This window comes from Nocardioides sp. (assembly GCF_964228225.1).
GTDB lineage: Bacteria > Actinomycetota > Actinomycetes > Propionibacteriales > Nocardioidaceae > Nocardioides.
In genome coordinates this window covers 25,673-46,720 of sequence record NZ_CAXQZB010000038.1, presented here as the reverse complement: position 1 = coordinate 46,720, position 21,048 = coordinate 25,673, and the positions used below count along the sequence as shown (strand labels likewise).

Genomic DNA, 21,048 nt, shown 5'->3' with positions numbered 1-21,048 from the left:
TGCCGGCACCTCCGCCTCGTCGGCCCCCTCCCGTGCCTCCGCAGCCCGTTCCCGGCTGGTCCGAGCAGCGCACAGCCGCCGACTGATCGGCACCCTGGCCACCGTGGCCCTGCTGGCCGTGGCCGGCACCACCTACGCCTACGCCTCGCTCAGCAACGAGGTCACCCTCACCGTCGACGGCCAGCGCCAGGAGGTGAGCACCCTGGGCACCACCGTCGGCGACGTCCTCGCCGGCGAGGGCATCGAGATCGGCGAGCACGACGTCGTCATCCCGGGCCCCGACTCCGCCGTCCAGGACGGCGCCCTGATCACCGTGCGCTACGGCAAGCCGGTCACCTTCGTCGTGGACGGCAAGGAGACCACCCGCTGGATCACCGCCACCGACGTGCAGTCGGCGCTGGACCAGTTCGGGCAGAGCTTCGCCGGCGCCCAGCTCAACGTCAGCCGCGGCCTCAGCATCCCGCGCAGCGGCCTCGACCTCACCGTGGTCACCCCCAAGCGGGTCACCGTCGAGGTCGCGGGCGAGCGCACCGTCGAGCGCACGGTCTTCGCCAGCACCGTGGCCGAGGCGCTGGACAAGGTCGGCGTCCGCCTCGACGAGCACGACCGGGTGCGCCCCGCGCGCGACGCCCGGGTGCGCGACGGCGACCGCATCGTCTTCACCGACATCCGCATCGCCCAGCGCACCGTGACGAACGTCCCGGTGCCGTTCAAGACCTACGAGGAGGAGGACGGCGACCTGTACGTCGGCACCTCCGAGGTCGAGCGCGAGGGCGTGGAGGGCACCCGCACGGTGACCTACCGCCTGATCTTCCGCAACGGCGAGCTCGTGCGCCGCATCCCGATCGACCGGCAGATCCAGGAGCGGCCCACGGCCCGGATCGTGCGCGTGGGCACCAAGCCGCAGCCGGCGCCCGACTACAGCGGCGGCAACACCGTGTGGGACCGCCTGGCCCAGTGCGAGTCCGGCGGCAACTGGTCGATCAACACCGGCAACGGCTACTACGGCGGTCTGCAGTTCAGCCTCGGCACCTGGCAGGCCTACGGCGGCACCGGTCTGCCGAGCAACGCCTCGCGCGAGCAGCAGATCGCGATCGCCGAGAAGGTCCGGGCCGCCAGCGGCGGCTACGGCGCCTGGCCGGGCTGCGCGGCCAAGCTCGGCCTGCCCCGCTGAGGTCCCGGCCCGCTGAGGTCCCGGCCCGACCGCTAGCCTCGACGCCATGTCGCACTCCGCCGCCCCGCGCCTGCTCGGGGCGGCGGACGTGCGTCGGCTGGCCGCCGAGCTCGACCTGCGGCCCACCAAGCAGCGGGGCCAGAACTTCGTGATCGACGCCAACACGGTGCGCCGCATCGTGCGGGAATCCGGCATCGGCCCCGACGACGTCGTGCTCGAGGTCGGACCCGGTCTCGGGTCGCTGACCCTCGCCCTGCTGGAGGTGACGCCCCACGTCGTGGCGGTCGAGATCGACGAGCTGCTGGCCGGGCTGCTGCCCCGCACCATCGCGGAGTTCGCCCCCGCCCGGGCCGAGGGCTTCCGGCTGGTGCACGCCGACGCGCTGCGGGTCACCGACCTCCCCGGTCCCGCGCCCACGGCGCTGGTGGCCAACCTGCCCTACAACGTCTCGGTGCCGGTGCTGCTGCACCTGCTCGCGCTGCTGCCGAGCCTGCAGCGGGGCCTGGTGATGGTGCAGGCCGAGGTCGCCGACCGGCTGGCGGCCACCCCGGGCAGCAAGATCTACGGCGTCCCGTCGGTGAAGGCCGCCTGGTACGCCGACGTGCGCCGCGCGGGCGCCATCGGGCGCAACGTCTTCTGGCCCGCCCCCAACGTCGACTCCGGCCTGGTGGCCTGGACCCACCGGCCGCCGCCGCCCACGACCGCCACCCGCGAGCAGGTCTTCGCGGTGGTCGACGCCGCCTTCGCGCAGCGTCGCAAGGTGCTGCGCGGCGCCCTGCGCACCCTCGTGCCCGACACCACGGCGCTCGACGCCGCCCTGGCCCACGCCGGACTCGACCCGCAGGTGCGCGGCGAGGCCCTCACCGTCGTCGACTTCGCGCGCCTCGCCGAGGGCCTGGCCCCGTGGTTCGCCGAGGCGGGGCGGCTGTGAGCCGGTCCGCGGGTGGTGCCGCCGGTGGACCGTCCGCGCGCGCCGTCACGGTGCGGGCCGCGGCCAAGATCAACCTCCACCTCGGTGTCGGTGCGGTGCGCCCCGACGGCTTCCACCCGCTGTGCACCGTCTACCAGGCGCTGAGCCTCTACGACGACGTGCGCGCGGATCCGGCCGAGCAGCCGGGCGAGGCACTCGCCCTGACGGTGACGGGGTCGGCCTGGGTCGACGTCGCCGGGGTGCCGGTCGAGGGGCCGGAGCTCGAGCAGAACCTCGCCGTGCGTGCGGTGCGGGCGCTCGAGGAGCACCACGGCCGGTCCCTGCCGGCGCGCCTCACCATCACCAAGGCGATCCCGGTGGCGGGCGGACTGGCGGGTGGGTCGGCCGACGCCGCCGCCGCGCTGGTCGCCATCGACCGTCTCCACGACCTGCAGACCAGCGACGACGACCTGCTCGCGATCGCCGCCCGGCTGGGCAGCGACATCCCCTTCAGCCTGCTGGGCGGCACCGCACTCGGCACGGGGCGGGGCGAGCTGGTCGAGCCGGTGCCCGACGCGGGCTCCTGGTGGTGGGTCGTGGTGCCCAGCGACGTCGGGCTCTCCACCCCCGCGGTCTACCGGCGCTTCGACGACCTGCGCGTGGGCGAGCGGGAGGCGGGCGAGGGTGAGACGGGTGAGCAGCCGGCACCGGCCACCGCGGTGCTCACCGCGCGGGCCGCCGGCGACCCCCAGGCGCTGGCCGCCGCACTCCACAACGACCTGCAGGACCCCGCCCTGGACCTGCGCCCCGAGCTGGGTGACCTGATCGACCGCGGCGAGTCGCTCGGCGCGCTGCGCGGGCTGGTGTCGGGATCCGGGCCCACCGTGCTGTTCCTGGCCGCCTCGGCCACCGACGCCCGCGAGCTGGCCGCCGCCCTGCGCGAGGACGGCGTCGCCGTGGCGCTGGTGGCCCACGGGCCCGTGGCGGGCGCCCACCTCGTGGAAGGGATCGCGTGAGCGAACGACCCAACCTGCTCAACCTGGAGCGGGTCTCGAAGTCCTACGGCGTCCGGCCGCTGCTCAGCGAGGTCTCCCTCGGCGTGGGCGCGGGCGACCGGATCGGCATCGTGGGCCGCAACGGCGACGGCAAGACCACGCTGCTGGAGGTGATGAGCGGCCTGGAGGAGCCCGACACCGGTCGGGTCTCGCGCCAGCGGGGGCTGCTCGTCGGCTACCTCCACCAGGGCGACGAGCTCGTGGAGAGCCACACCGTGCGCGAGTCGGTGCTCGGTGGTCGCTCCGACCACGAGTGGGCGGCCGAGGCCCGGCTGCGCGAGATCGTCACCGAGCTGCTGGCCGGCATCGACCTCGACCGGGCCGTGCACGGTCTGTCCGGAGGCGAGCGGCGTCGCTGCGCCCTGGCGGCGCTGCTGCTGGGCGAGCACCAGCTGCTGATCCTCGACGAGCCCACCAACCACCTCGACGTCGAGGCGGTGGCCTGGCTGGCCGAGCACCTGCGACGCCGCGAGAGCGCGCTGGTCGTCGTCACCCACGACCGGTGGTTCCTCGACGCCGTCTGCGAGTGGACCTGGGAGGTGCACGACGGCGTCGTCGACGTCTACGAGGGCGGCTACGCGGCCTTCGTGCTGGCCAAGGCCGAGCGGCAGCGGCAGGCCGCGGCCAGCGAGGTGCGCCGGCAGAACCTGATGCGCAAGGAGCTGGCGTGGCTGCGCCGCGGCGCGCCTGCCCGCACCTCCAAGCCCAAGTTCCGCATCGAGGCCGCCAACGAGCTCATCGCCGACGTCCCGCCCCCGCGCGACCGGCTGGAGCTGCAGCGCTTCGCCACCGCCCGGCTCGGCAAGGACGTCGTGGACCTCGAGGACGTCGACCTCGTGCGCGGGGAGCGCACGCTGCTCTCCCGCGCCACCTGGCGGTTGGGCCCGGGCGACCGGGTGGGCATCGTCGGCGTCAACGGGGCCGGCAAGACCTCGGTGCTGCGGCTGCTCTCGGGCGCCTACGCCCCGACCACCGGCAAGGTGAAGCACGGCCGCACCGTGAGCCTGGCCCACCTCACCCAGGACCTCGACGACCTCGACCCCGGTGCGCGGGTGCTCGACACGGTCGAGGGCATCCGGCGGATCACCCGCACCGCCGACGGCGAGATCTCGGCGTCCTCGCTGCTGGAGCGCTTCGGGTTCACCGGCGACCGGCTCACCGCCCGGCTCGGTGACCTGTCCGGCGGCGAGCGGCGTCGTTTCCAGCTGCTGCGGCTGCTGCTCGACGAGCCCAACGTGCTGCTGCTCGACGAGCCCACCAACGACCTCGACATCGAGACCCTCACCGTGCTGGAGGACTTCCTCGACGGCTGGCCCGGCACGCTGGTCGTCGTCTCGCACGACCGCTACTTCCTCGAGCGCGTCACCGACTCGGTGTGGGCGCTGCTCGGCGACGGGCAGATCCGCATGCTGCCGCGCGGGGTGGAGGAGTACCTCGAACGTCGTGCGGCCCTGCTCGCCGACGCCGCCCGGGCCGCGAGCCAGTCGACCCCGGTGCCGTCGACCGCCGCCGCGGCCCCGAAGGCGCGCAGCGGGTCGGCGGAGGAGCGGGCCGCCCGCAAGACCATCGCCCGCCTCGACAAGGCCCTGGAGCGGGTGGCCGCCCGCGAGGCCGAGCTCAACGACGCCCTCGCCGCGGCCGCCACCGACTACGAGCGCCTGGCAGCGCTGGGCGCCGAGCTCGACGCCGTCCTGGCCGAGAAGGACGACCTCGAGGCCGAGTGGCTGGAGGCCGCCGAGCTCCTCGAATGAGTCCCGCAGGGCCGCTCCTCGCCTCGCCGCGTCTCGTGACGGCGCCGGGGCGCCTCCTCGACGACCGTAGGTGGCCCGGTCGCTGTGCTGACCAACGTGGGGAACGACGGTGGGTGAGGGGCGTGGGGACCGTCGGTCGTCGAGGAGCGAGCGACGGTGGGTGTGGGGCGTGGGGAACGACGGTCGTCGAGGAGCGAGCGCCAGCGAGCGTCACGAGACGCCCGCACCCGACCGGTGACCTGACGCCAGGTCCTCGCCGGGGGAGTGCCTCAGTCCGGCTCAGTCCGCCTCGGAGAACGGTGCCAGCAGGTGGCGCAGCAGCCCGGCGAGGGCGGTGCGCTCGGAGGCGGGCAGGTCGGCGAGCAGGGCCTGCTCGGCGGCGAGGAGCGCCTCGAAGGCGGCGTCGACGGTGGCCTTGCCCTCGCGGGTCAGGCGCACGATGACGCCGCGGCGGTCGCCGGGGTCGGGGGAGCGCTCCACCAGGCCGCGGGCGGCGAGCCGGTCGACGCGGTTGGTCATGGTGCCGCTGGTGACCAGCGTCTCGCGCAGCAGTCGGCCGGGGGAGAGCTCGTAGGGCGCCCCGGCGCGGCGCAGCGCCGCGAGCACGTCGAACTCCCACGACTCGATGCCGCGGGCGCTGAACGCCTCGCGGCGGGCGAGGTCGAGGTGGCGGGCCAGGCGCGAGACCCGCGAGAACACCGCGACCGGGCCGAGGTCGAGGTCCGGGCGCTCCCGGGCCCAGGCCTCCATGAGGTCGTCGACGTCGTCCCGCACGCCGCCATCGTACCGGTTCGGTCGAGAATCTTGACATCGAGATACATGCGGGCGAGGATCAAAGTGTCTTGACGTCAAGATATCTCGGGAGGATCCGATGACCGCACGACCGACCGCCGCCTGGGACCCCGGGCACTACCTCGCCTACGCCGACGAACGGGCCCGGCCCTTCCTCGACCTGCTGGGCCGCATCGACCCCGCCCGACAGGATCCCGTGCTCGAGGGTCCTGTCCTCGACGGTGCCGGGCCCACGCGGGTGGTGGACCTCGGGTGCGGTCCCGGCACGCTCACGGTGCTGCTCGCGCGGCGCTGGCCCGGGGCCGAGGTGCTCGGCGTCGACGACAGCGAGGCGATGATCACCGCCTGCGCCACCCTGGACGACGCCGACCGGCTGCGCTTCGAGTGCGCCGACCTGCGCGCCCACCTCGCCGCGGTCGCGGCGGGGGAGCGGCCCCGCGCCGGCGTCGTCGTCTCCAACGCCACGCTGCAGTGGCTGCCCGACCACCTGGCCCTGCTGCCGGCGCTGGTCGACGCCGTCGTGCCCGGGGGCTGGCTGGGGTTCCAGGTGCCGGGGAACTTCGGCGAGCCCAGCCACGTGCTGCGCGCCGAGCTGGCCGCCGACCCTGCCTACGCGTCCCACCTGGCCGGGGTCGCGGTGCCCGCGAGCCACGAGCCGGCGGTCTACCTCGAGGCGCTGGTCGCGGCCGGCCTGGGCGAGGTCGACGTCTGGGAGACCACCTACCTGCACCGGCTGCACGGCGCCGACGCCGTCTTCGACTGGGTGAGCAGCACCGGGGCCCGGCCCACCCTCGCGGCGCTGCCGCCGGGCCTGCGCGAGGAGTTCGAGGCCGAGTACCGGGCGCGACTGCGCGCGGCCTACCCGGCGAGCGGGCCCGACGCAGTCGTCGTGCTGCCGTTCCGGCGGATCTTCGCCGTGGGGCGGCGCGCGTGAGCGCCGCGGCGGAGCCCGGCGCCGTGGCGCTGCACCACGTCCAGGTCTGCTGCCCGCGCGGCGGCGAGGACGCCGCCCGCCTGTTCTACGGCGGGGCGCTCGGCCTCACCGAGGTCCCCAAGCCGCCGGCGCTGGCCGGACGGGGCGGGGTCTGGTTCCGGTCGGTGCGTGACGGCGTCGTCGTCGCCGAGCTGCACGTCGGGGTGGAGGAGCCGTTCGTGCCCGCCGCCCGCGCCCACCCGGCGTTCCTGCTGCCCGACGAGGCGGCCCTGCGGGCGGTGGGGGAGCGGATCGAGGCGCTCGGCGCGCGGCTGGGTGAGCGGCTGGGCTGCCGTGTGAGCGACGACGAGTGGGCCACGTTCCCCGGGTACCGGCGGTTGCACGCCTGGGACCCGCACGGCAATCGTGTCGAAATCTTGTGCCCGGCATGACAGGCCGTAACCCGGTGCCCCCTGGGGCGTTGAGCAGGACGGTCGCCCCCCACCGACCCCTCGGGCCCGGTGGTACCTCTCGGGGCGGCCCATGCATCAGGGGGAACACATGGGGACGACTCACGACCGCACGGCCGTGGTCAATCGGGTCAAGCGCGCCCAGGGCCAGCTCGCCGGCGTCCTGCGCATGATCGAGGAGGACCGCGACCTCGGATCGATCCTCAACCAGCTCAAGGCCGTCTCGAGCGCGCTCGACCGGGCCGGCTTCGCGATGGTCGCCTCGGAGTGGCGCAACGCGGTGGGCGTGGACGGCGACGTCACCGAGGGCCAGCTCGAGGCGCTCGAGAAGCTGTTCCTCTCCCTGTCCTGAGCCCCTTGCTGAGCCGTCGGCGGGGCGCCCGACGGGTGATCGGCGCCACAGGGCAACCCGTGGCGCGGCAAGTTACTGATCAGTAGTCTGGCGCGCATGAGCCAGGTGCTGTCCTTGTGGAAGAACGTCAGTGGTCTGCCCGTGGTCGGCCAGAGCGTCGGCAAGCGGGTGTTCTCGGTGGCGTTCGCCCAGAAGGCGCCGTACTTCGCCACCATCCGCCCCCGCTTCACCGAGCTGCGTCCCAACTACGCCGAGCTGGTGATCCCCAAGCGCCGTGGCGTGCACAACCACCTCAAGACCGTGCACGCCATCGCGCTGTGCAACGGCCTCGAAGCGGCCATGGGCGCGCTCGCGGAGGCCACGATCCCCGCGGACAAGCGCTGGATCCCCAAGGGCATGGACATCGCCTACACCGCCAAGGCCACCAGTGACATCCGCTGCATCGCCGAGACCGACCCCGCGCAGTGGACCGGGAGTGATCCCGACGTGCCGGTGCGGGTCAAGGGCGTGCGCGAGGACGGCACCGTCGTGATCGAGGGCGTCATCAAGCTCTGGGTGACCCCCAAGAAGTAGGCCCTCCCCTTATGGGTGGGTAGCGGCCCCGCCCGGCGGGCACCTCTCCCGTGACCACGTCACGCCCGAGAGGAACCTCCATGTCCCGCATCCGCACTGCCCTCGCCGCGGCCACCGCGCTGTTCGCCGTCCTGGGCACGGCCGGGGCCGTCGAGGCCGCCGCCCCCTCCTCTCCGGCCGTCCCCTCGAACCCGGCCTCTCAGCCGCTGGCCCCGGTGGCCTCGGTCGACCTCAGCCGCTACCTCGGGCAGTGGGAGCAGGTGGCCGCGATCCCGCAGCTGTTCCAGATCCAGTGCGCGCGAAACTCGCGCGCGGTCTACACCGCGGTGGACGCCGACACCATCGGCGTCACCAACACCTGCCGCACCTGGCTGGGCCGCACCAGCCGCGTCACCGGCACCGCCGACGTGCGCGACGCCGCCACCAACGCCCAGCTGCGGGTCTCCTTCAACGGCATCCCGGCCTTCGGCGACACCAGCCAGCCCAACTACGTCATCACCTACCTCGCCCCCGACTACTCCTGGGCGGTCGTGGGCGACCCCGGCCGCGACTCCGGCTTCGTGCTCTCCCGCACCCCGACGCTGCCCGTCAGCTGGGCGAGGCTGCGTGCGGTGATCGAGGACCGCGGCTACGACTCCTGCCGGTTCCGGGTGACGCCGGTGGACAGTGGTCGCCAGGACCGTGCCCGGGTCTGCACAGCCTGAGCGGACCGGTCAGTCGCGCTCGATCCAGGAGGTCCGACGCGTCCGGTCGCTGTCGGCGCCGCCGGGCGGCTCCGTTCCGACGATGACTCGGACCGCACCCGTCCCCGGCGTCGGAAGGCAGGACCGCGCGATGGTCACCGTGACGTCGTCACGTCGCGGCGACCAGCGGGCCGTGAGGCCGCGACACGTGAAGCGGCCGCGCTCCTCGGGAAGCAGGTAGCCGACCTTCTCGGGACCGTCGTCGCCGCGGAACGTGGCGAAGTAGATGCGCTCCTCGCGTGTCCTGCGGTCCTGCAGCGAGAAGAACGCGTTGCCCTTGCCGACCTGGGTGAAGGAGATGGTCACGCGCACGCCGCGGTCCTCGTTGTCCACTCGGACGCGGGTGATGTCGAGCCGGTTCCCATAGGCGTCGCCGGCCGGGTCGCGCAGCGTGCGCGACTCGGCCTGGGCGGCAGGTGCCGTGAGGAGGGTGAGCGCGGTGAGGGCGGCGACGGCGGCGGCGAGGCGGCGGCGGGGTTCCCGAGTCATGCCCGCGACCGTAGTGGTCGGCGCCGGGCCCGTCGAGGGCCCGCCGGGCCCGACCGGCTCAGCGCGAGGGCGGTCCGCCGGCGGGAGGGGCACCCCCGTCGCCCGGGCCCCCACCCATGCCCCCGCCCATCGAGGGCGTCGTGGTGAGGTCGATCGCCACGGCGAGCGAGCCGGTGTAGCCCGACGTCGGGTCGCCGGTGAAGGTGCCCATCTGCAGGTCGGTGCCGTCGCTGAACACGTTGTCGGTGGCGAGGGTGATCTGGGCGAGGTTCTCGGCCGAGCCGGTGTAGGTGTCGAGGGCGTAGACGCGGTCGAGCATGTCCTGGGGGAAGGCGACCTGGGAGGTGGCGATGGCGTTCTCGGCCGTCGTGACCGAGTCCAGGTCGGGGTAGACCTCGAAGTGCAGGTGCGCCCACCGGCCCAGGTAGCAGCCGGGCACGAGGGTGTCGAAGGTGACCACGCCGTCGTCGTCGGCCACCTGCACGCCGCGCAGGTAGGTGACGTCCTCCAGACCGGTGGAGTACATCGAGTACTGCCCGATCGCGTCGCACTGCCACAGGTAGACCGCCGCTCCGGCCATCGGGGCGCCGTCGGCGAGGTCGGTGACGGTGAAGCTGAAGCTCATCGGCACCCCGTCGGCGGTCACGCTGCCGTCGAGGCTGGGGGTGATGTCGCGCCGCACGATGCCGGACTGCTCCAGCACGTTGAGGCCGTTGGTGCCGTCGGCGGGGTAGGGGCCGTTGGTCTCCTGCGGGATCTCCCCGGACGACGTCGTGGACGCGCTGCCCGCGGTGCTGCTCGTGGTGCCGTTCGCGGTGCTGCTGGACCCGGAGGAGCAGGCGGCCAGCGCGAGGCCGCCCGCGCCGATGCCGAGCAGGCCGAGGATCCGGCGCCGGCTCACGAGCGTGCCGAGGTCGAACCCGACCCCCTGGTCGACGACCTCCTCCTCGGGGCGTGCGAGGACGCGGCCCTGGTAGCGCGGGCCCTGCGGGGTCTGGTCGGGTTCGGGGATGCGGGGCATCGGGGGCTCCTGGTGTCGTCTGCCGAGCGGGACGACACCCACTCTGGCCGTCGATCTTGTGAGCGGCCTGTGAGCAGGGTCGGCGTCGGCCCTGGATCGACGTCCGTGGGTGAGTTGCCCGGCCCTCAGCAGCGTGGTGGGGGATCGGGTGGTGCTGGTGATGGGGCCTGCCGGGGTCCGCGGCTGTGCCGCCGGCGTTGCTGCTCGAGGTGGTGGAGCCGGTGGTGTCGGGGGCACCGGGGCACCCCGGTGAGGTCGGTGCCTCCGCCGTCCTCCCAGGCCGGGTCGTGGTCGATCTCGCACTGCGAGGCGTCGGCGTCGCAGTCGGCGGTGACGCAGGTGCGGTGCATGGTGGCGATCGCGAGGCGCTGGGTCTCTGTGTGGAAGCGGCGCTTGCGACCCCAGTCGAGCACCTGGCTCCCGCCGCCGAGCACGGCGGGGATCAGGCCGGCCCGGGCAGCGAGCCGGCGCGCCTCGCCGGCGCTGATGCGGTCGCCGGTGTCGAGCAGGCCCGCCTGCTCCAGCTGTGCGCGCAGGCTCTCCAGCGTCATCGTGACGACGACCGTGGCGCCGGTGCCGCCGCGTCGGGCGAGGTCGGCGCCGTCGAGGCGCTCCAGCAGCTCGGTGAAGGCCCGCCCCCACTTCGCCGGCGTCGGCACGGTGTGGTCGTAGGACCCGGCGCCGTCGACCGCGCGCCGGTGCTTCGGGGCGGCGAGCGCCAGGAGCGCCTTGCGCAGCATGGCGGCGTGCAGGGTCGGGATCCGGAACGAGCCCTGCACGGTGCCGTCGCCGAGGTCGGCCATGGACAACCGGGTGCGCACCGCCGCCCGCTGCTCCTCGCGCTCGAGCGCCGCCGACTCGGCCGCGTCGGCCGCCTCGGGATCGGCCACCGCCTCGATCCGGCTCCCGAGCACCCGCAGTGCCGTGGCGTCGTGGCTGCGCGCCTGCTCCAGCAGGAACGCCACCGCCTCCTCGCGGATGCCGGCGTCGAGCGGGGCCACGGCGTGGGCGATGGCCGCGGCCTGCTCCGGCACGATCTCCGCCGCGACCAGTGCCCTCCGGACCGCGGGCACCGTCGCGAGCTCGGCGGCCGTCGTCGCGGCCGCCCGGGCGGTGCGGCGCGTGGTGCGGGTCGTGATCGCGAACCAGTCGGCCGCGCTGTGCGCGCCGGACTCGTGGTGCACCCCGACCGTCTCGGCGTGGTGCAGGAGGTCGGCCTCGAGGGCAGCCAGTGCCGAGCGCGCCGCCGACACCTCCCGCAGCGCCGTCGCCGTCTCGGCCGTGCCGAGCGTCCACATCTCACCCGAACACGCCGTCGCGAGCGCTGCGCGACCCGCGCGCACCGCTCCCACGATGTCGTCCGAGGTGGCCATCTCCATGTGCATCACTCAACACGGGACCACCGACAGTCCGCGACCGTATGACGCGGGCCTGTGGACGAATGGCGCGACCCTTGCTCACCGTCATGGGCGCCTTTGCAGAGTTTGAGCGCTCGCTCATCCGTGAGCGACAGGCAGAGGGCATCGCGGTAGCCAAGTCGCGCGGCGTCTACAAGGGGAGGGCTGAGGAGCTCACTCCTGAGCAGGTGGCAGGGGCACAGCAGCGCAACGCCACCGGCGTTGCCAAGGCCGTAGTAGCGCGTGACCTTGGTGTGTCTCGTCAGACGCTCTGCACGGCCCTGAGCGCCCATGAGCCCAGCAACGCGTAGGAGCCGTCAGACTGTGCCGGTGAGCCCCGAGGATGACGACTTCGTGCAAGAGACGCATCTGTTCGTGCTGGAGGGTAGCCGCTTATTCGAGTTCCCCATGGGAAGCCGTGACCTGCTGTCCAGCGGAACTGTGCACCACGGACCGTGGGACCCCGCAGAATGTGCTGCGGTACTGGGGAGCTGGCTCGCCAAGGGTTGGCTCACGCTCACGGTCGATGCAGACCATGCCGAGGCGTTGGGTGAGGCGACCTGGTGGTCACGCACGACTGTTGCCAGTGACCCGAACTTCCGTGACCTCGACGCGCGCGACGCGGCGACGCTCCTACTCTTTCCGGGCAAGTGGCTGCCGGGCACCCCTGACGGGAACGTGATGGTCTGCACCTCCGACGTTGGCGAGGCAGTGCCTTACCCCGACTGGTCTGCCGAGGCCGAACGCTCCCTGACAGAGATGCAGCGCAGGGATAGCCGCTTCTACCGCAGACCATGGGATGAGGCACGTGGCGACCAGCACGACGGCTGGGGGAGGTGCGTCTACTACTTCTGGGTGCTCGACGGCGTGGTCGAGCAGCAAGTAGAGCGCTACGAAGACGGCACCACGCTGGCGTATGACCGCTACCACCGTGAGGACGAGTACGGGTTCATGACCACAGAGCCTCTGGAGCCTGCCGACGAGTGGGAGCCCTTCGCGATTGACCTCGCGACCTATCAACGCGAGGTCGACACTGGGTCGAAGGGACCGCTCAACCGCCGCTGAGCACGTGCGCACTATCCATCGGGGCCGGTGACCCACGCGTGTATGTATCAAGCAGGCGGCAGGATTCTTCGCACGACTTTGGGCAAAGCGCGTACGGACAAGGCACGAGGGGCAACCACTCGCTAGGCGTTAGGCCGGTCGGGGTCAGCGAGTTGGCGTCGTCCACGCCGACGCCAAGACGCTGCGACGCCTGCGCAGACTCGCCAAGTAGCCGCGTGCGCACTATCTGGAATCGGGTAGCGCGCGTGCGGATGCGTAGCGGGAATTCTCAGAAGCAGTCACATTCCTGTGGGGCGATGTGGGTACGGCACAGCGGTCAATTGAATGCAGCAACTCGGCAGGGAACGTCTCAGCACCCTCGCGGTCTACCTCGTGCCATCGATTCTCCGGCGGCTCGATGGCGACTGCATTCGCCGCGCCGTCGCACCTGGCGACTTCGTCCGGCTCTACGAGGGTCTGGTAGGCCACGGGTCCGCGGTCGGTGCGGGCTCGCCGTACCCTGAACCGGTCATGAGTGAGAGCACGCCCCGCACGTACGAGGTCCGCACCTACGGGTGCCAGATGAACGGTCGCCCTGCGGGCGTCCCTTCGGGTCACGACTTCCGAGCGGCGAACGTGGAGATTCGCTGATAGGACGCGGGCAGCCTATCGATGGCTGCCGACAGTCGCGGGCTCATCGCCCGTAAGGTTCGGACCATGCGATTCCGACGGCGCGAGACCGGACAGGACTTCGACCCGAGCAAGGTCGACCTTGTCGCCGAGTCGGCTGACGGCGTTGTCGAGTTGGTCATCGTGCGAGATGCGCCGTGGACGGGCGCGGAGAGCGAACTGGCGACCTTCCAGCAGAAGGTGCAGACCTACGTGTCGTTCGCGCTCGATGGCCAGATGGGCCAGCAGTTCCCGGATGCCGGTGGCAAGCCATGGGCCATCGTCGTGGCATCGACTGAGGCGGCTGGGGAGCCAGATGAGCGCACCCGCTTCGTCCTTGACGCCCTCATGGAGAGGCTGCCTGCGCACGGGGGACAACTGCGTGTGCGCACCGTCTCCGGCTGACCCTGAACGTTGATGGGCCGTCACACGGTCGCTCGGGTGGTCGCCAGACGGCGCCTCTTATCGCCAACTCGGTGCGGACTTTTCGGGCACGGCGAATGTGAAAACTGCGGCCAGGTGCTTGATGTGGCCTCTGCGGCGACTGGACCGAATCTCGATAGTGCGCACATCGCTGCGCTGAGACGATGGGCGCATGAGTGTCGATGTGTCGGGATGGCAGCCTGATTGGCTACCGGCGTCCGAGCAGGTCCTCAAGCAGTCCACGGCGCTTCGGGACCTTGTCGGCACGACCATCACCGACGCATGGGTCGCCTGGAACTTGGAGCACGACGAGTGGTTCACCGACCTGCCGGTCGTGCTGTCGTTCGCTGGCCGGGGACAGCTTGAGGTGTGTTGGCAGAAGTTCGATGACCTCTCCGTCACGTGGGACACCATCGACACGACGGTTCGGCCGCGAGCATGGGTCGAGTGGCCGCTGGAGTGGCGCCGTGCAGCACACCCGGCCTTAGTGTCCAACATCGGCTCGTCCGTTCGTGCAGTGGCGATGACGGAGCACCTGTTCCAGACGGAGCGCGTGGACCAGCCGGGTCCGGCATCTCGCGTTTGGCTTGTCGGTGGTCTCTGGTTCGAGACGACTGGCCCCGGCGTGCACGTCTTCAACGCTCTAGACGAGAACGGACTCGATGCGGGCACGCCCCCCGATGGCTCTGGGCATCGGCTGACGGCTCTGGCTCATTCGGATACATAAAACGAGGGTTTAGTAAATTTCCTCCCAGCAGGTTATGTGGGTCAATTCAAGAGGGCCTCCCGAATTGTCCGTGGCGTCTCCCAGCCTTCGAATCCGCGGCCACATCGGCCGCTGCCGTCAGCCCACGGTTCCGCAGTCGGTGCGGGCTCGCCGTACCCTGAACCGGTCATGAGTGAGAGCACGCCCCGCACGTACGAGGTCCGCACCTACGGGTGCCAGATGAACGTCCACGACTCCGAGCGCCTCAGCGGGCTGCTGGAGGACGCCGGCTACGTGGCGGCGGGCGAGGGCGCGCAGGCCGACGTCGTCGTGTTCAACACCTGCGCGGTGCGTGAGAACGCCGACAACCGTCTCTACGGCAACCTGGGGCACCTGGCGCCGATCAAGGCCGGCCACCCGGGCATGCAGATCGCGGTGGGCGGGTGCCTGGCGCAGAAGGACCGGGACACGATCACGACCCGCGCGCCGTGGGTCGACGTCGTGTTCGGCACCCACAACATCGGCTCGCTGCCGGCGCTGCTGGACCGGGCGCGGGTGCAGCAGGAGTCGCAGGTCGAGATCCTGGAGTCCCTCGAGGTCTTCCCGAGCACCCTGCCCACCAAGCGCGAGTCGGCCTACGCGGCGTGGGTGTCGATCTCGGTGGGCTGCAACAACACCTGCACCTTCTGCATCGTGCCCGCGCTGCGGGGCAAGGAGAAGGACCGCCGTCCCGGCGACATCCTGGCCGAGATCCGCGCGCTGGTGGAGCAGGGCGTCAGCGAGGTCACGCTGCTGGGGCAGAACGTGAACAGCTACGGCGTGGAGTTCGGCGAGCGGCAGGCGTTCTCGCAGCTGCTGCGCGCCTGCGGCGACATCGACGGCCTGGAGCGGGTGCGGTTCACCAGCCCCCACCCGGCCGAGTTCACCGACGACGTCATCGAGGCGATGGCCACCACCCCCAACGTGATGCCGCAGCTGCACATGCCCCTGCAGTCCGGATCGGACCGCCTGCTCAAGGCGATGCGCCGCTCCTACCGCCGCGAGAAGTACCTCGGCATCATCGAGCGCGTGCGGGCCGCGATGCCCGAGGCCGCGATCACCACCGACATCATCGTCGGCTTCCCCGGGGAGACCGAGGAGGACCACCTCGACACCCTCGACGTCGTGCGCCAGGCGCGGTTCGCCGGCGCCTTCACCTTCCAGTACTCCAAGCGCCCCGGCACCCCGGCCGCCACCATGCCCGACCAGGTGCCGGCCGACCTGCTCAAGGACCGCTACGACCGGCTGGTGACGCTGGTGAACGACATCGCCTGGGAGGAGAACAAGCGGCTGCTCGGCCGCACCGTCGAGCTGCTCGTGGCCGAGGGGGAGGGGCGCAAGGACGCCGCCACCCGCCGTCTGTCCGGACGCGGCCCCGACAACCGGCTCGTGCACTTCGCCGCCCCGGCCTCTCCGGTGCGTCCCGGTGACAGGGTGACCGTCGAGATCACCCACGCCGCCCCGCACCACCTCGTCGCCGACACCGTGCTGGGCGTCCGCCCCACCCGCTCCGGCGACGCCTGGGAGCGCCGCACCGCCGCCCCGGCCGGACCCGCCGCCGTCGGGCTCGGCATGCCGGCGGTGGGCGTGCCCGCACCGCTGCCCGACGCGCCCGCCTGCGGCTGAGCCGCTCAGAAGCCGAAGGTCGAGTACGCCGGCAGCGTGCCGTCGTGGATCCCGAGCAGCACGGCGCGCTCGTGGGGCACCACGGGCTGGGGGAGGGAGTCCAGGCCGGTGAGGGGGACCCACCGGATCCCGGCGCACTTGGCGTCCTCGACCACCCGCGGCTCCCCGGTCCAGGAGCGGGCGGTGAAGAAGAAGTCGATGCGCTCGTCGATCGCGAGGTCGTGGCGGGTGCGCTGCATGGCGGTCACGAAGGTGAGGTCGGCGTCGTGCACGTCGATCTCCTCCGCGGCCTCGCGGCGCGCGGCCTCCAGGGCGGTCTCGCCGCGCTCGACGTGACCCGCGGCCGCGGCCGCCCAGTGGTCGTCCATGTACCCGGTGTTGCGGCGCAGCTGCAACAGCACCTCGGTGCCGTGCTCGCCCTCGCGCAGCAGGAACACGTAGGAGGCCGGGATGACGGTGAAGCGGCCGTGCTCGGCGGCGTAGCCGGGGGTGTACCCGGCCACGGGGGTGCCGTCGGAGATCTCGGGCGACCCGGTGACGTCGGCGGTCACCGGATGTCGTCGTTGCGGCCGTCGAGCTTGTCCAGGCCGTCCTTCGCGGCCCGGGTGGCCTTCGAGATCTGACCGGAGTGCTTGCCCTTGGTCTTCGCATCGGCCGCCTTGCCCGCGGCGTCGATGCCCTTGGCGATCTTGTCGCCGTGCTGGTCGACCGCCTTGGTGAGCGACTTCTTCAGCTTGTCCGCGAACCCCATGGGTCCTCCTGGGTCGTAGCCGGTACCTGCTTGCCACACTACCGACATGCCGACCACCCCCGACGTGCCGATCGTGGCGATCATCGGGCCCACGGCGTCGGGCAAGACCGGCCTCTCCCTCGACCTCGCCGCGCGCCTGGGCGGGGAGATCGTCAACACCGACGCGATGCAGGTCTACCGCGGCATGGACATCGGCACCGCCAAGCTCCCGCCCGCGCAGCGTCGCGGCATCCCGCACCACCTGCTCGACACCCTCGAGGTGCGCGACCCCGCCACCGTGGCGCAGTTCCAGGCCTGGGCGCGCGACGTCGTCGCCGCGCTGCGGGCCCGCGGCGTGCCGCCCGTGCTCGTGGGCGGTTCGGCGCTCTACGTGCGGGCAATCCTCGACCGCTTCGCCTTCCCCGGCACCGACGACGCCGTGCGCGCCCGCTGGGAGGCCGAGCTCGCCGCCGTCGGACCTCACGCCCTGCACGCGGTGCTGACCGAGCGCGACCCCGCGGCCGCGGCCGCGATCCTGCCGGAGAACGGCCGCCGGATCGTGCGGGCGCTGGAGGTCGGTGAGCTCACCGGCGCCTCGTTCACCGCCTCCCTGCCCGTCCTGGAGTACGCCGACCCGCGCACCGTGCAGATCGGCCTGCGCATCGACCGGCCCACCCTCGACGCGCGCATCGAGGCGCGGGTGCAGCAGATGATCGACGACGGGCTGGTCGCCGAGGTCGAGCACCTCCTGGGCCGCGGGCTGCTGGAGGGCCGCACCGCCTCCCGGGCCATCGGGTACCGCGAGATCGCCGCCCACCTGGCCGGCGAGCTGACGCTGGCGCAGGCGCAGGAACGCATCGTCATCGCCACCCGCCAGTTCGCCCGCCGCCAGGACGCCTGGTGGCGCAAGGACCCCCGCATCGTGTGGCTCGACCACGACGACCCCGAGTTGCTCGAGCACGCCCTGGCCGCCGTGCCGCGCTGAGGGCCGCACCGGCCAGGTGAGCACAAACGGTCGGGCCAGGAGAGCAAGAACGGTCGGGCCAGGTGAGCAAGAACGGTCGGGCACGGTGTCGGTGGCAGCGCCCATGATGGGTCCGTGCCCACCGACGTGCCCCGCGACCGCCTGCGCGAGCTGCTCGACGCCGCGCTCGACGACGAGCACGGCTCCCTCCAGCAGATGGCCGCCGGCGCCCACCTCTCGCCGTTCCACTTCGCCCGCCAGGTCACCCGGGGCGCGGGCGAGTCGCCGGTGGCGCTGCGACGGCGGGTGCTGCTCGAACGGGCCGCCTGGCAGCTGCGCGGCGGCGCCCGGGTCACCGACGTCGCGCTCGCGGCCGGTTACGACACCCCCGACGGCTTCGCGCGGGCCTTCGCCCGTGCCTACGGCCGGCCCCCGAGCGTCCCGGTGGAGGGCGACCTCCGACTGCCCGCGCCCAACGGGCTGCACTTCCACCCGCCCGGCTCGCTGTGGATCCACGCCGGCGAGGCCACCCTCGACGCCGTCACCGAGGCACTGCTCCAGCACGACCTCGACGACACCGCCGCCGTGCTCGCCGTCGCCGCCGACCTCACCCACGAGCAGCTCTCGGCACCGCGGCGCCACGGCCTCACCGTGCTCGAGTGGAGCGGGGAGGAGGCCAGCCTCGCGCAGGTGCTCGACGGCCTCGTGACCAGCAAGGAGGTCTGGCTGGCCGCGGTCGGGGGCGACCCGCCGCCGGATCCCGGCACCGCCGCGTCGTCCGGGCCGACGCTGCTGCAGCGCTTCGACGACGTCGCCCGCCGCTGGGAGGCGATGGTGCGCGACCTCGGGGCACGTCGGGCCTGGGACGACGTCGTGGTCGACGCGCTGTGCGACCCGCCCGAGAGCTTCGTGCTCGCCACGGTCGTGGCCCACGACCTCGTCGTCGGCGCCGGACGACGCCTCGTGGCCCGCGCCATGCTGCGCGAGCTCGGCCGCGAACCCGGCGACGGCGACCCGATCCTCACCCATCGCGCGCGCCTGGCGGCGCAGCGCCCCCACCCGGACCAGACCCCGGCCCGGACCCGAGTCCCGGAGGACCGATGACGACCTACCGCTACTACACCGCCGTCAGCCTGGACGGCTTCATCGCCGCCGACGGCGACAGCGCCCACAACCTCGCGTGGCTGCTCGAGCAGCCCCACGAGCCCGGCGGGCCGCACGACTACGACACCTTCCTGGCCGGCACCGGGGCCCTCGTGATGGGCGCCAGCACCTACACCTGGCTGCTCGACCACTCCGCCCGCACCGGCGAGCCGTGGCCCTACACGCTGCCGTGCTTCGTGTTCACCCACCGCGACCTCCCGCTCGCCGCCCCGCAGGTGCGGCTGGTCTCCGGCGAGGTCGCCACCCACCGCGCCGCCCTCGAGGAGGCGGCCGGGGGCCGCGACGTCTGGGTGGTGGGCGGCGGCGCGCTCGCCGCCGACCTCGCGGCGGCGGGCATGCTCGACGAGCTGCTGCTCACGATCGCGCCGGTCACGCTGGGGTCGGGCCGGCCGGTGTTCCCGGCGCCGTGCGACCTTCAGCTGCTCGAGGCCGCGCCGCACGGTGTGTTCCTCACCACCCGCTACGCCTACCGCGGGGTTCGTTCGGGTGATCTGGAGCGAAATCGGCTGGCCGATGAGTCCTCGACGCTGGGAGAGTCGGCAGCACCATGACGACGACCTCCTCCGCGCCCGAGCCGATCCTCGGCTCCACCGCCGCCGAGCCGGCCCCCGACTACGGGCTGCTGCGCTGGCTGGTGCTGGCCACCTTCATCGTGATCCTCAACGAGACGGTGATGGCCAACGCCCTGCCGCGCCTGACGATCGAGTTCGGCATCGCCGAGACCACCGCGCAGTGGCTCACCAGCGGCTTCCTGCTCACGATGGCCGTCGTCATCCCGGTCACCGGCTGGTTCCTGCAGCGCGTCACCACCCGGCAGGCGTTCACCACCGCGATGAGCACCTTCTGCGCCGGCACCCTGCTCGCCGCCCTGGCGCCCACCTTCGAGATCCTGCTCGCCGCCCGCATCGTGCAGGCCATGGGCACCGCGGTGATGATGCCGCTGCTCATGACCACCCTGATGACCCTGGTGCGCGAGCAGGACCGCGGACGCGTCATGGGCAACGTCACCCTCGCGATGTCGGTGGCCCCCGCCCTCGGCCCCGCCGTGTCCGGGGTGGTGCTGCACGTCGCCTCGTGGCGCTGGATGTTCGGTCTCGTGCTGCCGCTGGCCGTGCTCGCCACCGTCGCGGGCCTGCGCCGCCTCACGAACGTCGGTCAGACGACCGCCGGCTCGATCGACTGGCTCAGCGTCGCCATGTCGGCGCTCGGGTTCGGCCCCTTCGTCTACGGCCTGTCTCAGCTGGGCGGCGACGCCGTGCCGGCCGGCGTCACCTACGGCGCGATCGCGTTCGGCACCGCGGTGCTGGTGGCCTTCGTGCTGCGCCAGCGCGCCCTGCAGCGCACCGAGGCTGCCGGCCGCGGACCGCTGCTCGACCTGCGCACCCTCACCCACCGCACCTACGCCCTCGGCCTGGTGCTGATGGCGGTGGCGTTCATGGCGCTGCTCGGCTCGCTGCTCCTGCTCCCGCTGTACCTGCAGAACGTGCGCGACCTCTCCGAGCTGCAGTCCGGCCTGCTCGTCATGCCCGGCGGCCTCGCGATGGGCCTGATGGGTCCGCAGGTCGGCAAGGTCTACGACCGCGTCGGCGCCCGGCCGCTCGTGATCCCCGGCGCGGTGGTCATCCTGGCTGCGCTGCTCGGCTTCACCCGCGTCGGTCTCGACACCCCGATGGCCGTGCTCATCGGCATGCACCTGGCGCTGATGATCGGGCTCGCGGCGGTGTTCACCCCCGTGTTCACGATCGCGCTGGGGTCGCTTCCCCCGCAGCTGTACTCCCACGGCAGCTCGCTGCTCGGGGCGCTGCAGCAGGTCGCCGGTGCGGCCGGGGCGGCGCTGGTGATCGCGGTCAGCAGCGCCCGGGCCGAGTCCCTGGTCGCCGACGGCGTCGCCGGACTCGACGCCGCCGTCGGCGGCATGCGCTGGGGCTTCGGGATCGGCGCGGTGGCGGGGCTGATCATGCTGGCCGTGGCGCTCGTGCTGCCCTCGCGGGCCGACGGTGAGGGCGCGGCCGCGTCCGAGGCCCCCGCCGCGGCCCACTGAGC

At 72.7% G+C, this 21,048-nt stretch carries 23 protein-coding genes and 1 pseudogene; 18 read left to right on the top strand and 6 right to left on the bottom strand.

Going from position 1 to position 21,048, the window contains the following annotated elements; all coding sequences use genetic code 11:
* The first annotated feature begins 103 nt into the window (after positions 1-103).
* The 4 genes from ACERUJ_RS08430 to ACERUJ_RS08415 are packed head-to-tail and all read left to right on the top strand — an operon-like array spanning position 104 to position 4,890.
* Positions 104-1,174: a transglycosylase family protein gene (locus ACERUJ_RS08430; RefSeq protein WP_370248065.1), complete on the top strand. Its 1,071-nt coding sequence runs from the start codon at positions 104-106 to the stop codon at positions 1,172-1,174.
* 46 nt (positions 1,175-1,220) lie between these two features.
* A complete protein-coding gene (rsmA, locus tag ACERUJ_RS08425) occupies positions 1,221-2,105 on the top strand; it encodes a 16S rRNA (adenine(1518)-N(6)/adenine(1519)-N(6))-dimethyltransferase RsmA (protein WP_370248064.1) in 885 nt (294 codons plus the stop codon).
* A complete protein-coding gene (locus ACERUJ_RS08420) occupies positions 2,102-3,100 on the top strand; it encodes a 4-(cytidine 5'-diphospho)-2-C-methyl-D-erythritol kinase (protein ID WP_370248063.1) in 999 nt (332 codons plus the stop codon). The genes rsmA and ACERUJ_RS08420 overlap by 4 nt, the downstream gene beginning before the upstream one ends.
* A complete protein-coding gene (locus ACERUJ_RS08415) occupies positions 3,097-4,890 on the top strand; it encodes an ABC-F family ATP-binding cassette domain-containing protein (RefSeq protein WP_370248062.1) in 1,794 nt (597 codons plus the stop codon). The genes ACERUJ_RS08420 and ACERUJ_RS08415 overlap by 4 nt, the downstream gene beginning before the upstream one ends.
* A 279-nt stretch (positions 4,891-5,169) precedes the next feature.
* On the opposite strand, the gene ACERUJ_RS08410 is transcribed toward ACERUJ_RS08415, so the two are convergent.
* Positions 5,170-5,640, bottom strand: coding sequence for a MarR family winged helix-turn-helix transcriptional regulator (locus ACERUJ_RS08410; protein WP_370248077.1), 471 nt, complete (start codon positions 5,638-5,640; stop codon positions 5,170-5,172).
* Positions 5,641-5,761: 121 nt separating this feature from the next.
* Between ACERUJ_RS08410 and ACERUJ_RS08405 the strand changes: the two genes are divergently transcribed.
* The 5 genes from ACERUJ_RS08405 (at position 5,762) to ACERUJ_RS08385 (ending at position 8,694) form a co-directional block, all read left to right on the top strand.
* Positions 5,762-6,616, top strand: a complete 855-nt coding sequence (locus ACERUJ_RS08405; protein WP_370248061.1) for a methyltransferase domain-containing protein — start codon at positions 5,762-5,764, stop codon at positions 6,614-6,616.
* The gene (locus tag ACERUJ_RS08400; RefSeq protein WP_370248060.1) at positions 6,613-7,047 is read left to right on the top strand and encodes a glyoxalase; all 435 of its coding nucleotides are present in this window, start codon (positions 6,613-6,615) and stop codon (positions 7,045-7,047) included. Before ACERUJ_RS08405 ends, ACERUJ_RS08400 begins: the two co-directional genes overlap by 4 nt.
* Positions 7,048-7,156: 109 nt before the next feature.
* Positions 7,157-7,417, top strand: a complete 261-nt coding sequence (locus tag ACERUJ_RS08395) for a metal-sensitive transcriptional regulator (RefSeq protein WP_370248058.1) — start codon at positions 7,157-7,159, stop codon at positions 7,415-7,417.
* Positions 7,418-7,513: 96 nt separating this feature from the next.
* Positions 7,514-7,990 carry a hotdog fold domain-containing protein gene (locus ACERUJ_RS08390; RefSeq protein ID WP_370248057.1) on the top strand — a complete coding sequence of 159 codons (477 nt, stop codon included), beginning with the start codon at positions 7,514-7,516 and terminating at the stop codon, positions 7,988-7,990.
* An 80-nt stretch (positions 7,991-8,070) separates the two neighbouring features.
* Positions 8,071-8,694: a lipocalin family protein gene (locus tag ACERUJ_RS08385; protein WP_370248056.1), complete on the top strand. Its 624-nt coding sequence runs from the start codon at positions 8,071-8,073 to the stop codon at positions 8,692-8,694.
* 9 nt (positions 8,695-8,703) lie between these two features.
* Here ACERUJ_RS08385 and ACERUJ_RS08380 read toward each other — a convergent pair whose 3' ends face one another.
* The 3 genes from ACERUJ_RS08380 to ACERUJ_RS08370 form a co-directional block, all read right to left on the bottom strand.
* Positions 8,704-9,222 (bottom strand): hypothetical protein, encoded by a 519-nt coding sequence (locus ACERUJ_RS08380; protein WP_370248055.1) that lies wholly within the window; start codon positions 9,220-9,222, stop codon positions 8,704-8,706.
* A 58-nt stretch (positions 9,223-9,280) separates the two neighbouring features.
* Positions 9,281-10,243: a 3,4-dioxygenase subunit beta gene (locus ACERUJ_RS08375; protein ID WP_370248054.1), complete on the bottom strand. Its 963-nt coding sequence runs from the start codon at positions 10,241-10,243 to the stop codon at positions 9,281-9,283.
* A gap of 125 nt (positions 10,244-10,368) precedes the next feature.
* Positions 10,369-11,622 carry an HNH endonuclease signature motif containing protein gene (locus tag ACERUJ_RS08370; RefSeq protein WP_370248053.1) on the bottom strand — a complete coding sequence of 418 codons (1,254 nt, stop codon included), beginning with the start codon at positions 11,620-11,622 and terminating at the stop codon, positions 10,369-10,371.
* 62 nt (positions 11,623-11,684) lie between these two features.
* On the opposite strand from ACERUJ_RS08370, the pseudogene ACERUJ_RS08365 reads away from it, so the two are divergent.
* The 5 genes and pseudogenes from ACERUJ_RS08365 to miaB form a co-directional block, all read left to right on the top strand.
* A pseudogene (locus ACERUJ_RS08365) lies at positions 11,685-11,951 on the top strand (recombinase family protein); the annotation flags it as partial.
* 19 nt (positions 11,952-11,970) lie between these two features.
* Positions 11,971-12,705 (top strand): hypothetical protein, encoded by a 735-nt coding sequence (locus ACERUJ_RS08360; RefSeq protein WP_370248052.1) that lies wholly within the window; start codon positions 11,971-11,973, stop codon positions 12,703-12,705.
* Between the two features lie 696 nt (positions 12,706-13,401).
* Entirely contained in the window at positions 13,402-13,758 is a 357-nt protein-coding gene (locus ACERUJ_RS08355; RefSeq protein ID WP_370248051.1) for a DUF6572 domain-containing protein, read from the top strand.
* Positions 13,759-13,948: 190 nt separating this feature from the next.
* Positions 13,949-14,503, top strand: a complete 555-nt coding sequence (locus tag ACERUJ_RS08350) for a hypothetical protein (RefSeq protein ID WP_370248050.1) — start codon at positions 13,949-13,951, stop codon at positions 14,501-14,503.
* Positions 14,504-14,671: 168 nt separating this feature from the next.
* Positions 14,672-16,147, top strand: a complete 1,476-nt coding sequence (miaB, locus tag ACERUJ_RS08345) for a tRNA (N6-isopentenyl adenosine(37)-C2)-methylthiotransferase MiaB (RefSeq protein WP_370248049.1) — start codon at positions 14,672-14,674, stop codon at positions 16,145-16,147.
* 5 nt (positions 16,148-16,152) lie between these two features.
* Here miaB and ACERUJ_RS08340 read toward each other — a convergent pair whose 3' ends face one another.
* Entirely contained in the window at positions 16,153-16,698 is a 546-nt protein-coding gene (locus tag ACERUJ_RS08340; protein ID WP_370248048.1) for an NUDIX domain-containing protein, read from the bottom strand.
* Positions 16,695-16,898: an Rv0909 family putative TA system antitoxin gene (locus ACERUJ_RS08335; protein ID WP_370248047.1), complete on the bottom strand. Its 204-nt coding sequence runs from the start codon at positions 16,896-16,898 to the stop codon at positions 16,695-16,697. Before ACERUJ_RS08335 ends, ACERUJ_RS08340 begins: the two co-directional genes overlap by 4 nt.
* Before the next feature lie 46 nt (positions 16,899-16,944).
* On the opposite strand from ACERUJ_RS08335, the gene miaA reads away from it, so the two are divergent.
* From miaA to ACERUJ_RS08315, 4 genes are all read left to right on the top strand, one after another.
* Positions 16,945-17,862: a tRNA (adenosine(37)-N6)-dimethylallyltransferase MiaA gene (gene miaA, locus ACERUJ_RS08330; protein WP_370248046.1), complete on the top strand. Its 918-nt coding sequence runs from the start codon at positions 16,945-16,947 to the stop codon at positions 17,860-17,862.
* Positions 17,863-17,976: 114 nt separating this feature from the next.
* Positions 17,977-18,945, top strand: coding sequence for a helix-turn-helix domain-containing protein (locus ACERUJ_RS08325; protein WP_370248045.1), 969 nt, complete (start codon positions 17,977-17,979; stop codon positions 18,943-18,945).
* Positions 18,942-19,556 carry a dihydrofolate reductase family protein gene (locus tag ACERUJ_RS08320; RefSeq protein ID WP_370248044.1) on the top strand — a complete coding sequence of 205 codons (615 nt, stop codon included), beginning with the start codon at positions 18,942-18,944 and terminating at the stop codon, positions 19,554-19,556. Before ACERUJ_RS08325 ends, ACERUJ_RS08320 begins: the two co-directional genes overlap by 4 nt.
* A complete protein-coding gene (locus tag ACERUJ_RS08315; protein ID WP_370248043.1) occupies positions 19,553-21,046 on the top strand; it encodes a DHA2 family efflux MFS transporter permease subunit in 1,494 nt (497 codons plus the stop codon). Before ACERUJ_RS08320 ends, ACERUJ_RS08315 begins: the two co-directional genes overlap by 4 nt.
* Positions 21,047-21,048: the final 2 nt, after the last annotated feature.

Excerpts from the sequence above, each read along its gene's own strand:
- rsmA (WP_370248064.1), top strand. The coding sequence starts at position 1,221 with ATGTCGCACTCCGCCGCCCCGCGCCTGCTCGGGGCGGCGGACGTGCGT.
- ACERUJ_RS08380 (WP_370248055.1), bottom strand. The coding sequence starts at position 9,222 with ATGACTCGGGAACCCCGCCGCCGCCTCGCCGCCGCCGTCGCCGCCCTC.
- ACERUJ_RS08405 (WP_370248061.1), top strand. The coding sequence starts at position 5,762 with ATGACCGCACGACCGACCGCCGCCTGGGACCCCGGGCACTACCTCGCC.
- ACERUJ_RS08315 (WP_370248043.1), top strand. The coding sequence starts at position 19,553 with ATGACGACGACCTCCTCCGCGCCCGAGCCGATCCTCGGCTCCACCGCC.
- ACERUJ_RS08350 (WP_370248050.1), top strand. The coding sequence starts at position 13,949 with ATGAGTGTCGATGTGTCGGGATGGCAGCCTGATTGGCTACCGGCGTCC.
- ACERUJ_RS08370 (WP_370248053.1), bottom strand. The coding sequence starts at position 11,622 with ATGGAGATGGCCACCTCGGACGACATCGTGGGAGCGGTGCGCGCGGGT.
- ACERUJ_RS08385 (WP_370248056.1), top strand. The coding sequence starts at position 8,071 with ATGTCCCGCATCCGCACTGCCCTCGCCGCGGCCACCGCGCTGTTCGCC.
- ACERUJ_RS08390 (WP_370248057.1), top strand. The coding sequence starts at position 7,514 with ATGAGCCAGGTGCTGTCCTTGTGGAAGAACGTCAGTGGTCTGCCCGTG.
- miaB (WP_370248049.1), top strand. The coding sequence starts at position 14,672 with ATGAGTGAGAGCACGCCCCGCACGTACGAGGTCCGCACCTACGGGTGC.
- ACERUJ_RS08395 (WP_370248058.1), top strand. The coding sequence starts at position 7,157 with ATGGGGACGACTCACGACCGCACGGCCGTGGTCAATCGGGTCAAGCGC.
- ACERUJ_RS08410 (WP_370248077.1), bottom strand. The coding sequence starts at position 5,640 with ATGGAGGCCTGGGCCCGGGAGCGCCCGGACCTCGACCTCGGCCCGGTC.
- ACERUJ_RS08335 (WP_370248047.1), bottom strand. The coding sequence starts at position 16,898 with ATGGGGTTCGCGGACAAGCTGAAGAAGTCGCTCACCAAGGCGGTCGAC.
- ACERUJ_RS08375 (WP_370248054.1), bottom strand. The coding sequence starts at position 10,243 with ATGCCCCGCATCCCCGAACCCGACCAGACCCCGCAGGGCCCGCGCTAC.
- miaA (WP_370248046.1), top strand. The coding sequence starts at position 16,945 with ATGCCGACCACCCCCGACGTGCCGATCGTGGCGATCATCGGGCCCACG.
- ACERUJ_RS08355 (WP_370248051.1), top strand. The coding sequence starts at position 13,402 with ATGCGATTCCGACGGCGCGAGACCGGACAGGACTTCGACCCGAGCAAG.
- ACERUJ_RS08320 (WP_370248044.1), top strand. The coding sequence starts at position 18,942 with ATGACGACCTACCGCTACTACACCGCCGTCAGCCTGGACGGCTTCATC.